The sequence below is a fragment of the Yersinia sp. 2542 StPb PI genome (genome assembly GCF_048593855.1).
Lineage (GTDB): Bacteria > Pseudomonadota > Gammaproteobacteria > Enterobacterales > Enterobacteriaceae > Yersinia > Yersinia enterocolitica_E.
This window is the reverse complement of record NZ_JAZGQA010000127.1, coordinates 1-13,484: the sequence shown is the minus strand read 5'-3', so window position 1 is coordinate 13,484 and position 13,484 is coordinate 1. Positions and strand designations below refer to the sequence as shown.

Here is a 13,484-nt window from a genome sequence, read left to right as displayed (position 1 = left end):
GGTTAATGATGGAAAAGAATAGATGGGTAAAGAGAGGTGTTGCTGTATTACCGCTGATTATCACCTGCCATACAGCAGTAGCCAGCTATCACTCAGATATAAACGATGGTCTAACGATTAGCTCCTCATTGGGATTATTGAATGCAGAATCACAAGAGTTTGTTTATCAGCCCCAATATAATGGTCGCAAGCTAAGCCAGATAGATTGGAAAGCGGAAAACACGCCTATTGTAAAAATGGATATATCATGGGATCTGTTATCACGGTTAACATTAACCGCGCGCGGATGGTCCACATTATCACCCGGTAAGGGGGTCATGGATGATTATGATTGGAAAACATTAGGGCAATCTAAGTGGACTGATTGGTCTCATCACGAAAAAACCAATTTAAATTATGCGAATGAAATCGATCTTAATGCAAAATTTTGGCTTTTAAAGCAAGAAAATTACCGTATTGGTATGATGGCCGGTTATCAGCGCAATAATAATAGCTGGACATCTTATGGTGGAAACTATAATTACAATAGTGGTAATAACCTATTTACAGGTTCCGATAGTGTTACCAACATTGGTTATAAGCAAAAGTTTGAAATGCCCTATCTTGGCTTAGCCGGGAGCTATCATTATCAAAAATTTGAGTTTAATACCTTGCTGAAATACAGCAGTTGGGTAAATGCCTATGGTGATGATGAACACTATTTACGTCAACTTTCATTTAAAGACAGCAGCAAAGGCTCTCGCTATTACGCAGTCGTGATTGATGCGGGCTACTACGTCACCGATAACACTAAATTATTTGTTGAAGCGTCCTGGAACAGGCATGCCGAAGGAAAAGGAGATACACAAATCATCGACACTGGTGCAGGTGTTTCTGCAAATGTAGCTAATAGCGCCGGCATTGCTCAACAAAATCAAACTATCACTATAGGTTTGCAGTATAAATTTTAATCTAATCCCCCTCTTATTACTGCCATCCCTCAGCATCAATGCAACCTGAAAACCACTGTTTTAGCTGCATTGATGCTAATTTTACCCTTTTGATGTCACTATTTTTTTCAACTTTATTTGAATTTTTACCTTCAAATGAAGCAGAAAGGAATAATCAAGCTTATGTTTTTATTGAATATAGATGTCAATAAAATCCACCTACTTTGTCACCGTTACATAAAGAAGTATTAACAATGGCGTATTAATTACAGTTTGTTACTGTGACACAGCTCAAGTTTATCTCTGCCAAGCCGTTACTTGAATCATGCCTTCCCTCTTATTTAGGACGCTCTATGCTTGATTCCATTCGTTCACGTATCTTGGCTGCCTGTATCATCATCGTGGCAGGCTCTCTGGCCATTAACACCTATTTTAACTACTCGGTTGCCAGTAAATATAACAATAGCGCCATAGATAATACCCTGACCGCCGTTACCGCCAGTCATGGTGTCGGGATCGCCGATTGGGTTGCCTCCAAAACACAAATGATTGTGTCACTAAAAGACAGCGCGCTGACGGCAGACCCGACAGCGGCACTGCGACAAGTTGCAGCCGCAGGTAACTTCATCAACGTGTATATCGGTTACGCGAACAAAACCGCGATTTTTTCTAATCCCGATGGTATTCCAGCCGGCTACGACCCCACTGGGCGGCCATGGTATCTACAAGCGGTAAAAGCGGGCAAACCCGTGGTCACCCCACCCTATGTTGATGCTGGAACCAATCAGTTAGTGGTAACGTTCGCATTGCCGATTATTCAGGACGGCAGCGTTAAAGGGGTATTGGCCGCTGATGTCACCATGGACAGCGTGATTGCAAACGTGAAATCCATACACCCGACTGAAGACAGTTTTGGTATGTTAATCGATGCCGATGGCACCATTATCGCTCATCAAGATGCGAAACTAGCCCTTAAGCCACTGAGCGATATTGCGCCGACGCTGGACCTTAAAACACTGTTAACAGCAACTGAGCCTGTCGCTGCCAATATTGGCGATAACAGTAAATTGCTGCTGGCCCAAGCAGTACCAGGGACTCAATGGTTTACCGTTGTCGCCCTGGACAAAGCTCAAGCTACCACCGGCATGCGGTCGTTACTGACCACATCACTGGTGACACTGGTGATTATTATTTTAATCGCTGTTGTCATTATTAGCCTCATTACCAAACGTGCTCTGGCACCGCTGACCCATGTGCATAAAGCCATGGATGCTATCAGCTCCGGCTCAGAAGACTTAACTCAGCGATTGCCGGTAGAAGGCCGTGATGAAGTGGCAAAAATAGCCCTTTCGTTCAACAATTTTGCCGACAAACTGAGTGTAGTCATGGCGCAAATCCGTGATACCAGCGAATCAGTACGGATTGCAGCCAATGAGATAGCGGCAGGCAATCAGGATCTGTCGGGCCGCACAGAGTCTGNCGCCGCCAGTTTGCAGCAAACCTCGGCGGCGTTGGAACAAATCTCGGCAACCGTGGCCCACTCCGCCAGTGCAGCGCGGCAGGCCAATACTGCGGTACTTTCGGCGGCTAACGATGCTTCACGTGGTGGCGAGGTGATAGCTAAAGTCATCACCACAATGGAATCGATTGAAGCGGCATCTGGCAAGATCGGCGATATCACCAGTGTGATCGACGGTATCGCTTTCCAAACCAATATTCTGGCACTTAACGCGGCGGTAGAAGCGGCACGCGCGGGTGAACAAGGACGCGGTTTTGCTGTGGTCGCAGGGGAAGTTCGTACATTGGCACAGCGCAGTGCACAGGCTGCGAAAGAGATCAAAACGCTGATCGAATCGACCGTCAGCAGTGTGGCATCTGGCTCCGGCCAGGTACGTCAAGCCAGTAATACCATGACCGAAATCGTCAGCAGCGTGTCAGATGTCACCACCATTATGTCTGAAATAACCAACGCAGCCGATGAACAAATGCGCGGCATTCACGAAATAAATAGTGCGGTCGCGCAATTGGATACCATGGTGCAACAAAATGCCGCATTGGTGCAGGAATCCACCGCAGCATCTGCGGCGTTACAAGCTCAGGCTGCTGATTTAACCAGTGCAGTGAATCAATTTAGGATCTAGTTCAGCATCGGTATACATAGATAAAATACCGATTGGTTTCAGTGGGTTGAAAATCACCCACTGAAACCCCCTACCCCAGCAATATTCGTGCACCAATTTTAATCGGTGCAAAATTGTCGTGTTTCATACCCGCTTCAGTTAATGCCTGCTTGAGTTGTTGTGGTGGTTCATCCAGTGGTTCGTCAGCCAGTTCAAACACCCCCCAATGAATCGGTACTGTCATCGGCTGCTGTAATTGTTTAAATAACTGCACCGACTGCTGTGGATCCATATGTTGGGCCTGCATAAACCACCGCGGAGCATAAGCACCAATGGGCAAGGCGGCATAATTGAATGGCCCTAACCTTTCGCCAATGGTTAACAGTTGCTGGCAATAACCTGTATCACCGGTAAAGTAAAAGTTAATATCATCACGCTTGACCACCCAACCAGACCACAAACTTTGGTTACGATCCCAGGGTGTACGCATGCTCCAATGCCGTGCCGGTACACAATGAAACTCAAATTCAGCTGCAAGGTGTTTATCCCACCAATCCAGTTCATGAACATGGCGAGCACCCTGCTGTAGTAACCAACTTTTTAACCCTAACGGTGCCAGAAAAATCAGCTTGGGGAAGCGGCGCAATAATTGGCTAATCGTTGTCACATCCAAATGGTCGTAATGGTTGTGAGAAATCACTACCACATCTATATGGGGTAACTCTTTTACACTGGCAGGTACCGGTGTTCTCCGTGCTGGCCCGTAAAAATTGAGCGGCGAGGCACGCCCGGAGAGTACCGGATCAAACAAAACCGTTTTCCCACTGACCCGCAATAACAGCGACGCATGGCCTAGCCACCACAACGCATCCTGCTGCCCGCTAAAATCAGCCGCTTGCCACCAGTCAGTGACAAACTGCGCATATCCTTGCTGCGGCGGTTTTGGTAGCGACTGGCGTTTTCGCTCTTCACGCCAGCGCTTCAAATCTTGTGGATGATGAACAACCGGCTCCAGGTTCTGAAATCCAAACTCAGTGTGATGTGGCTTACTGGCATCATAATAGGGGTTTTTCTTTGCCATTCTACGTCCTTCACTGTCAGCCGCGATTGCAACCAACATTTATTCATGGGCTATGCCCGCAATAATTCGCCCTTTCACAAAAGTGATATTTTCACACTGTAAGCAATAGCGCTAATTCTAGTAATGGTCTTTCATTTTGCTGGTTAAAATCTTGCCACACGTGTCACGGTCATTATTGTCACAAAATGGCATTATCAATTAGTCGCATTATCATGGATATTCTGTTTTTTGCTGAATACCACCCTGGCTACTAATTTGATTCATATCAATTTTTACTGTAATAGGCGCCTTTTCTGGCCGAAAAACCCTTTTTCGTGATCGAACACTCATTTTTATAAACGCCATACCTTTATAAAGAAAACGATTATCCATTATTAATGAAACATTGTTTTAATTTGAGGCGGCAGTAAAAATGAGTAAACAGATTTCAACAAGGCATACGCTGGCGTACGGGAGTGCCAACTTACTGGGAAGTGGGGCACTGGCAATCAGCGGAGCCTGGCTGATGTATTTCTACACCACCTTTTGCGGGCTATCAGTCGTAGAGGCTGCGACTATTTTCTCAATCGCCAGTATTCTTGATGCGATTAGTAATCCAGTAATGGGTTATATCACCGATAACTTCTATAACACCAGACTGGGCCGCATCTTTGGTCGTCGTCGCTTCTTTATCTTACTGGGGATCCCGCTGGTACTTGTCTATCCAATGTTATGGATGAGCGGTTTTGGCTTTTGGTATTACCTACTGACCTACGCGCTGTTTGAACTGATTTATACCTCCATCATGGTGCCATATGAAACATTGGCGACCGAGATGACCACCGATTTTGCCAAACGCTCCAAATTAACTGGTTCTAAAGCCATTTTCGGTAAAGTAGCAAACTTTTTGGCCGCTTTCATTCCCGGTCAGTTTATTGCCATTTACGGTAAAGATTCTGCAACCCCCTTCCTTTATACCGGTATCGCCTACGGTCTGATTATGTGCTGCGCGATGATCTGGCTTTATAGCTCATCATGGGAACGCCCAGCGAGCGAAGTGGTCCGTGAAACCACTAGCAGTTTCGGCCAGGCGCTGAAAAAGCTGTGTGTTGATATGGCGTCTACTTTCCATCTGCGCATTTTCCGCAAGCATCTGGGTATGTATCTGTTCGGCTTTGGCGCGGAGTGGTTATTCGCATCGGCATTTACCTACTTTATTATTTTTGGTTTAGGTCAAGATGCCGCACTGGTTTCTCAGCTCAATAGTTTCAGTTCAATAATGCAGTTGATTTCCACCGCCGTCTTTATCGGTATCTGCGTCAAAATGGGCTTTGCTCGCCCGTTCCGCATCGCTCTGCAAGTGGTTATTGTCAGTGTGATTGCCTATGCCGCGCTCTATTTCACTGGCTGGTCGCAAACAACAACTGTGATTGTACTGTTCTGTATTACCGCAGTTTTCGGTTTAAGCACCGGGGGTATTTATTATATTCCGTGGACGGTTTATACCTTCCTGGCGGATGTGGACGAAGTATTGACCGGCCGTCGCCGTGAAGGGATCTACGCCGGAGCCATGACCTTTGCAGGTAAAATGGTACGTTCGATTATTGTTTTCGCCATGGGCTGGACATTAAGTCGCTTTGGTTTTGTCTCTGGGCAATCGAGCCAACCGGAAGTTGCCGTGCAAGCCATTGTAGGGGTATTTGCCATCGGCGTTATCGCTCTGGCACTGGTGGCTATCTACTACACCACCCAAATGAAACTGGACCGTAATAATCACAAAATCCTGCTAGAAGAGATTGAGCGGATTAAAGGTGGCGGTGCCATGGCAGATATTCCGGCCCATGCCAGAGCGGTTGCTGAAGAACTGACCGGCTGGAAATATGAACAGTGCTGGGGCAACAACCACCTTGGCATGAAAGAATCATCCAATGTGGCTCCAAAGCCTGTGACTGAAAGCTAATTGATTTTCGGTTTTAACCACAAAACGCATCGGCCAACACCGGTGCGTTTTTTATTATGTGGAATAACCTTATGATTCTACTAAATTAACTGCAGAATTTCATTCGTTTGACGATATCCCGCTAGTGAGCAACTCGCGAGCCTAAATCACGATCCTGGGTTTCGCCGTGGATCAGATGTGTCAGTTCTTCAACACATTGAATCAGCCCATGTTCGATGCGGTAAAAAGCGATAACTTTCATCAAGACCCTTTGCCCGCTCTTTTTGACCACATCAACCAAGTGCACACTGGCAATCTGATCACCATCCGCAATCACTTTTTCCAGCGTGATGGTTCCACTCGCAAGTGTGCTTTTCAACACCTGCACATGGCGAATAAACGCCTCATAATCTAATTGATTACCATCAGCTTGCTGTTGATAATCGGTCGAAAAAAATGCAGCAACATCTTGAGTGCTATAGCTCGAGTCAGCCAAAGCAGTAAATACCTGTTGAAGAAATTGTTTTGCCTGTTGCGAATTCATCATGGTGACTCCGGTTATCCAGCGCCAATGCTGAGAATGCCAGACTAGCAATATCCTTGTGGCCTTGATAACGTATCTGAGTCATTCAATACGGTTTTTACGCCATGCAAGCTCATTTAATTGATCCTTCACAACTGATGCTGACAACGATGCCAGTATTGACCGTGGTACAGCGTCACGACAAGCTGGCGCGAATGACGCCGCCGCATCGCCACAGTGCGGGCCAATTATTAGCAGCAATAAATGGCTTGCTAACTATCGTCATACCCGAGGGTCAATGGGTGGTACCGGCAACACATGTGGTCTGGCTTCCCCCTCATCAACAGCACGGTTTCCGCTCGCACGGCCCTTTTCACGGCTGGAGTGTATATTTGCGCGAAGATGTCTGTGCATCTTTACCGCTACAGCCGCGAACGATGCAATTAAGTGGCTTATTACGAGAAACCGTAAATCGCGCAGCGCAATGGCCCCGAGGGGAATTACTTGAGAACCAGCAGCGGATTATGGCGGTGATGCTAGACGAAATTGCATCATTACCTGCCGAACCATTTGAATTACCAATGCCACAAGATCCACGGCTGATAAAAGTCGCGCATGGGTTACTGAGCGACCTGGCTAACAAACAGAGAATGGATCAATGGGCACACTGGGCAGGAATGTCACCCCGAACACTAGGCCGTCGTTTCATCGCAGAGACGGGCTATAGTTTTAGCCACTGGCGGCAACGCGCACGTTTCATGCGCGCGCTAGAAATGCTGGCAGAGAAAATACCCGTGACCCATGTCGCGTTGGATGTCGGCTACGAAAACCTCAGCGCTTTTATTGATCAATTTCAGCGCGTTTTTGGCGTGACACCCGGCAAGTACTTCCCGGTAATGTAAATTATTCGTCTGTCTGAAAATTTCAGCATGTTTTATGCCAATATCCGATTACTATAAGCACACGACCACTTACTTTGTTTTTGAACATGGATAAAAGATTGTTGAAACATTTCACTGCCCCGCTACTGGCCGCTGCTCTATTCACTATTCCATTGCACAGCGATGCCAAGACAGAGCTTTTGACCTCACAAGTTGTTGATCAATATGCCGAACATATTTTCTATAACAGTGGTGCCATGGGAATGGCTCTGGTGGTTATTGATAACAATCAAGTGGTAAATCGTAGTTTTGGGGAAACCAAACCCGGTAACAACCTGCGTCCACGGCCAGACTCACTGATTCGCATTGCATCAATTACCAAGCTAATGACCAGTGAAGTGATGGTAAAACTGGCCGATGACGGCACGGTAAAATTGACCGATCCCCTGCGAAAATACGCACCTAAGGGCGCGCGAGTCCCTGCTTATAACGCAAAACAGCCGATTACCTTGCTGAATCTGGCCAGCCACACCAGTGGCCTGCCGCGCGAGCAACCCGGTGGCCCACAAAAAAGACCGGTGTTTACCTGGCCGACTAAAGATAACCGCTGGCAATGGATGAAGCAGGCCACGGTCACCGTGCCGCCTGGGGTTAAAGCCGCCTACTCCAATTTGGCCTACGACTTGCTGGCCGATGCGCTGTCACGGGCATCAGGCAAGCCTTATAGCAGTTTGCTGCGTGATAAAATCACCGCTCCGTTGGGGATGAAAAACACCACCCTGACCCCAACGGCAGAACAATGTAACCGTCTGATGGTCGGAGTAGGCAGTAGTCGTTGTGAAAACACCCTGGCGGCGGCGGGAAGTGGTGGGATTTACTCAACACCGGAAGATATGCAGCGTTGGATGCAGCAATTCTTAGCTTCTGATAACAGCGCGCGCAAAAGCTCAGCCAAACGTGAACAGGCGCTCTATTTCCAACGTCGTGATTTGGTGTCATTAAAAGGTATGGATGTTGCCGGTCAGGCAGACGCACTGGGGTTAGGCTGGGTCTACATGGCGCCTAATGCCGAACTACCAGGAATTATGCAAAAAACCGGTGGTGGCGGTGGGTTTATTACCTATATGGCGATGATTCCAGAAAAGAACATTGGGGTTTTCGTCGTGGTGACCCGTACCCAACTGACTAAATTTACTAATATGAGTGATGGCGTTAATCGATTAGTCGCTCAATTGGCGAAGAATAGTTAGCATCAGCTCAATTGCGGTGAACATAGGCCCGTTTTAGTTCCCAGCATTTTTCGATATATCGACCGAATCACAGCTCGGTGAGTATTCCTTCGGTATCAGATTGTTAGGTGACATATGCGGGCATTCGATGTCAGTTTGCCGCAAACCGCCCCAACACAGCACAACCCGCGGTGCTGGTAGGTAGCACCGGATCGGCGATGGGCAAACATACCTGCGCATAGATGTAGCCCGTCGCATCAATATGCTGCCGCTCAATGATGCTAACTCTCGGGCCGTGAGGAAGATAAGGCGCACAGTTGCGCCATAAAGGACGTGCCGTTCTGTGGCGGGGCCGCGTTAAAGAAATCACAAACAGTGGCCCCTACATCAGACAGCGTTGTGCGGTAACCAATCTCCCCTCCGGCAATTCCTGGTCGCCACACCAGTAAGGGCACATTCTCGCGAGTGTGATTACTATGCCCAATTGTCGGGTCATTACCGTGATCTGCCATCACCACCAGGCAATCATCCTGCTGCATTCGCCCCATCAAGATCGCCAGATTCTGATCCACTACCTGCAACCTTTCGGCGTAGCGCGCCACATCCTGTGCGTGACCCGCCAGATCGGTTTCCTGAATGTTAGTGCAGATAAATCCATCTCCTGGTTTTTGCAATTCCGCCAAGGTGATATCCATGATGGTCTGGGTATCGACCAGATTTTGATAGTTGGTACCGTGCGGATTGAGTGCGATATCGGCCACTTTGCCCACCAGCACCGTTGGAATACCAATATCATAGAGCTGCTGTGGAACTTGAACGCAGGCATCTACGCCATAGCCCAGATGTACGACCTGAAATCCTTGTTGATAAACCCCGGAGCGTGGTGCATTAATCCCGATATAACGACCCTGTTTCTCCTCTGCGGCAGCGAGTAGCTGCTCACTGCTCGCTAGCAAGCCACCAAAAGCAATCACCCGACCCACCTTCACACAGCTACGCACTATCTCACCAATGGCACGGACATCAGCAAACGAAATCGCACTCAGGTTAGCGCTGATGTTAAACACCTGTCCGAGATCCGCTTCCAGGTTATCGCCGACCGCCGCTGCCTGATTCACCAACAGATACTGCAAGCGGCTTCCCTGACGTTCGACACGCCAACCCGCCGCGACCAGTTTTTGCTCGACCTTATCGATCACCTCGGAAAACGGCATGCGCAGCGGTGACTGCGGGCGGGTACCCAGTATTTCCTGATGCCCCATAAAGGTGTCACCACCTTCGTGTTGCAGCGCTGCCCTGCCGTATACCGCCGTTAGCGAAGGTTTCATCACGTTCGGCGCGAACCCCAGAGCGTTGATGAGCCCCAATTGTTCAAGTGTCGGTAGACTCAATTGCGGAAAACGCTCCAGAATATGCCCACAGGTATTCGCACCGAGGTCCTGCGGCCTGACCTGAGGCACATCGGCCATGCTTCCTACACCAAAGCTGTCTATGACTACCACCACGAATTTACTCACCTTGCCCCCTGAATAACATTGTCGAGTCTGTCATACAGCGCTTCGAGTACTGGGTGACCAGACACAATAGCGAAAACCAGTGCCACATCGCTACGCGTGACGACAATCTGAGTACGGAAACTGACTTACCTGCACCGAATGACTTAGGTGCAAGGCCTGGAGACATAGCTTGCCGCTAGACTCCATCAGATTAAAAGCCTAATAATCATTTTTTTGAATATTTAACATGAAGGCAAAACTCACTGGCATTAACCTTTATGCGCCATCCACAAGCTGAACAGATTAGCTAATAAATACCCCTCTTCATTCGGGTGTAGGGCCAAATTAAACCGTGACAGCAGCGCCAAATGGATCTGTAAAATTTGTGGAAACGCGTCAGAGGCTCTGATTTCAGCCAACAATTCATCATCAAGCGGCCCAACTTCCTCACCACGGCGACTGCGCATTAATGCATTTGCCATATGCGTGAGCGCCATTTCCCCCTGCTCCGTGCGCACCGGCAGTGCCCATACCGTTTCCAACTGTGCGACAGCCTTTTTCATGCCATCGCAGATGTCCTTATCAATAACCCCTGCCTGATATAGCACGTTTAGCCGATTCTCCATACCGCCAACTCCCTTGATAGCTTTTAGTCATTGGGTTGCTGCCCGGCGTTCAACGCCCGTGCTGTGATCAGCCAACAATAATTGAATATAGATAACAAGCAGAGAACAGACAAAAAGAGAATGGGATCACAAAAAGAAATAACCGAGGAGGGGGCAGCAGAAAATCAGCAATGGCAGCAGTACAAAGGCAAAAACCCGCTATCTTATTCAGATAACGGGTTTTTAATTGGTGCCGGCACCAAGAGTCGAACTCGGGACCTACTGATTACAAGTCAGTTGCTCTACCAACTGAGCTATGCCGGCGAATTTTTTTGGAACGTTAGTACGTTTCCTTGGCGCGCAATATAGTATAACTCAGAACAAACAATCAAGCGTTATCAACAAATTATTTGTATCCCGCTTCATAAAACAACAGATTGATGAATAAATGAGCGTGGCAGTGATCATAATCGGATTCCCATCACCAATCGATACCTTTCTGCGCCTTAATTCCATGATCAAATGCATGCTTCACCGGTCGTAACTCACTAACGGTATCTGCCAGTGCGATAATTTCCCGGTGGCAGGCTCGCCCGGTGATGACCACACTTTGATGTACAGGCCGATTTTTTAACGCCGCCAACACCTCATCCAAGCTCAAATAACCGTAAGTGAGCATATAAGTGAGCTCATCCAAAACCACAAGATGGTAACCAGGGTCAGATAACATCCGCGCGCCCTGCTGCCACACTAGCCTGGCCGCTTGGATATCCGCCGCTTTATCTTGGGTATCCCAGGTAAAACCGGTTGCCATGATATGAAACTCGACCCCGTTACGCTCCAGCAGGTTACGTTCACCACACTCCCAGTCCCCCTTGATAAATTGAAGCACACCTACCCGCATATCATGGCCAACGGCTCTGGCTGCGGTTCCAAATGCGGCGGTGCTTTTCCCTTTGCCATTACCGGTAAATACAATAATGATCCCGCCGTTTTTTGTCGCGGCAGCAACCCGCTCCTCAACCTGTTGCTTAAGATGTTGCTGCCGCTGCTGATAGCGTTCTTCGTACATGGTGGTTTCCTCAGCACAACGTTATTTCTGACAACCGGCACAGGCCTTGATTTGAATTTGATCAAAGAATGAATTGCCTTTGTCATCAACGAGTATGAACGCCGGAAAATTCCTGACTTCCATCTTCCACACAGCTTCCATTCCCAACTCGGGATACTCAAGGCATTCCAGACTTTCGATATACTCCTGTGCCAGAATGGCCGCAGAACCGCCGATACTGCCCAAATAGAAGCCACCGTGTTTATGGCATGATTCGGTGACTTGCTGGCTACGATTGCCTTTTGCCAACATGATTAAGCTGCCCCCCTGGGATTGAAACAGATCGACATAAGGATCCATGCGCCCTCCGGTGGTTGGCCCCATCGAGCCGGATACCAATTCATCCGGTTTTTTTGCAGGTCCGGCATAATAGACGGGATGATCTTTCATGTATTGAGGTAATGGCTGGTTCTGTTCCAAACGCTGTTGCAGCTTGGCATGCACAATATCGCGGGCAACAATTAACGGGCCATTGAGTGATACGCGGGTGGATACCGGGTAGAGTGAAAGCTGTTGACGAATTTCATCCATCGGGCGGTTAAGATCAATGTTAACTACCGCCCCTTCGTTATTAATCCGCAAATCTTCAGGAATATATCGCTCAGGGTGGCGTTCTAATTTCTCCAGCCATATGCCCTCTTTATTAATTTTGGCTTTAATGTTCCGATCAGAAGAACATGAAATTGCCNTCCCTATCGGGCAAGAGCCACCATGACGCGGCAAGCGAATAACCCGAACATCATGTGCAAAATATTTGCCACCAAACTGAGCACCCAAGCCAAATTCACGTGAAGCTTGTAACAGATCCTCTTCCAGCGCCTTATCACGGAAAGCCTGACCGAACGCATTACCCGCGCCAGGTAAGTTATCGTAATATTTTGTCGAGGCGAGTTTGGCGGTCTTCAAGGTTAATTCAGCGGAGGTACCTCCTATAACAAAAGCAATATGATAAGGAGGACAAGCAGCCGTTCCCAGGCTCTTCATTTTCTCAATTAAAAAGGCTTTGAGTTTTGCCGGTTCCAACACCGCTTTTGTTTCCTGATAAAGCGCTGCTTTATTGGCGGAACCGCCGCCCTTATTCACAAATAAGAACGAATATTGCATACCCGAGGTAGCAAAAATATCAATTTGCCCAGGAAGATTGGTGCCGGTATTCACTTCGTTATACATATCTAACGCCGCATTTTGTGAATAGCGCAGATTATCTTGGCGGAAGGTGTTATAGATGCCGCGTGATAATGCTTCGGCATCATCAGTATCAGTCCAAACCCGTTGGCCTTTTTTCGCCACAATGGTGGATGTGCCCGTATCCTGGCAGTTCGGCAAAATACCTTTGGCTGAAATCTCCGAGTTTCTCAATAATTGCAATGCGACATATTTGTCATTTTCGCTCGCTTGCGGATCATGCAAAATGGCGGCAACTTGCTGCTGATGTGCTGGGCGCAGGAAGAATGAGGCATCATGGAACGCTTGCTGGGAGACTAATGTCAGCGCTTCAGGTTCAACTTTTAATACTTCGTTGCCATCAACCTCAATAGTGGAAACATACTTATCCGTTAACAAGTAATATTCTGTGCGGTCCTCAGACAGA

11 protein-coding genes and 1 tRNA gene are annotated in these 13,484 nt (G+C 47.9%); 5 read left to right on the top strand and 7 right to left on the bottom strand.

Annotated features, from left to right (window positions below; translation table 11 throughout):
• Together V1952_RS14985 and V1952_RS14980 are read left to right on the top strand one after the other, a co-directional pair.
• The coding region (locus V1952_RS14985) for an omptin family outer membrane protease (RefSeq protein WP_420075014.1) at positions 1-950 on the top strand (950 nt) is incomplete at its 5' end.
• Between the two features lie 332 nt (positions 951-1,282).
• A complete protein-coding gene (locus V1952_RS14980; RefSeq protein WP_420075013.1) occupies positions 1,283-3,070 on the top strand; it encodes a methyl-accepting chemotaxis protein in 1,788 nt (595 codons plus the stop codon).
• A 70-nt stretch (positions 3,071-3,140) separates the two neighbouring features.
• Here the strand turns inward: V1952_RS14980 and V1952_RS14975 are convergent, their stop codons facing one another.
• Positions 3,141-4,169, bottom strand: coding sequence for an MBL fold metallo-hydrolase (locus V1952_RS14975; protein WP_083158322.1), 1,029 nt, complete (start codon positions 4,167-4,169; stop codon positions 3,141-3,143).
• 373 nt (positions 4,170-4,542) lie between these two features.
• Here V1952_RS14975 and V1952_RS14970 point away from each other — a divergent pair, with 373 nt between their 5' ends.
• Entirely contained in the window at positions 4,543-6,069 is a 1,527-nt protein-coding gene (locus V1952_RS14970) for an MFS transporter (protein ID WP_083158321.1), read from the top strand.
• A gap of 121 nt (positions 6,070-6,190) precedes the next feature.
• On the opposite strand, the gene V1952_RS14965 is transcribed toward V1952_RS14970, so the two are convergent.
• On the bottom strand, positions 6,191-6,595 hold the full coding sequence (locus V1952_RS14965; protein WP_372559425.1) for a nuclear transport factor 2 family protein: 405 nt from the start codon (positions 6,593-6,595) through the stop codon (positions 6,191-6,193).
• 101 nt (positions 6,596-6,696) lie between these two features.
• On the opposite strand from V1952_RS14965, the gene V1952_RS14960 reads away from it, so the two are divergent.
• Together V1952_RS14960 and ampH are read left to right on the top strand one after the other, a co-directional pair.
• Positions 6,697-7,473, top strand: coding sequence for an AraC family transcriptional regulator (locus V1952_RS14960; RefSeq protein ID WP_420071930.1), 777 nt, complete (start codon positions 6,697-6,699; stop codon positions 7,471-7,473).
• Between the two features lie 86 nt (positions 7,474-7,559).
• On the top strand, positions 7,560-8,702 hold the full coding sequence (ampH, locus tag V1952_RS14955) for a D-alanyl-D-alanine-carboxypeptidase/endopeptidase AmpH (RefSeq protein ID WP_372559427.1): 1,143 nt from the start codon (positions 7,560-7,562) through the stop codon (positions 8,700-8,702).
• Positions 8,703-8,962: 260 nt separating this feature from the next.
• Here the strand turns inward: ampH and V1952_RS14950 are convergent, their stop codons facing one another.
• From V1952_RS14950 to V1952_RS14930, 5 genes are all read right to left on the bottom strand, one after another.
• On the bottom strand, positions 8,963-10,198 hold the full coding sequence (locus tag V1952_RS14950) for a phosphopentomutase (protein WP_420075012.1): 1,236 nt from the start codon (positions 10,196-10,198) through the stop codon (positions 8,963-8,965).
• A gap of 248 nt (positions 10,199-10,446) precedes the next feature.
• The gene (locus V1952_RS14945) at positions 10,447-10,803 is read right to left on the bottom strand and encodes a PRD domain-containing protein (protein ID WP_420071932.1); all 357 of its coding nucleotides are present in this window, start codon (positions 10,801-10,803) and stop codon (positions 10,447-10,449) included.
• Between the two features lie 227 nt (positions 10,804-11,030).
• A tRNA-Thr gene (locus V1952_RS14940) sits at positions 11,031-11,106 on the bottom strand.
• Positions 11,107-11,263: 157 nt separating this feature from the next.
• On the bottom strand, positions 11,264-11,854 hold the full coding sequence (cobO, locus tag V1952_RS14935) for a cob(I)yrinic acid a,c-diamide adenosyltransferase (protein WP_420071933.1): 591 nt from the start codon (positions 11,852-11,854) through the stop codon (positions 11,264-11,266).
• A gap of 21 nt (positions 11,855-11,875) precedes the next feature.
• Positions 11,876-13,483 carry a fumarate hydratase gene (locus V1952_RS14930; RefSeq protein WP_420075011.1) on the bottom strand — a complete coding sequence of 536 codons (1,608 nt, stop codon included), beginning with the start codon at positions 13,481-13,483 and terminating at the stop codon, positions 11,876-11,878.
• Position 13,484: the final 1 nt, after the last annotated feature.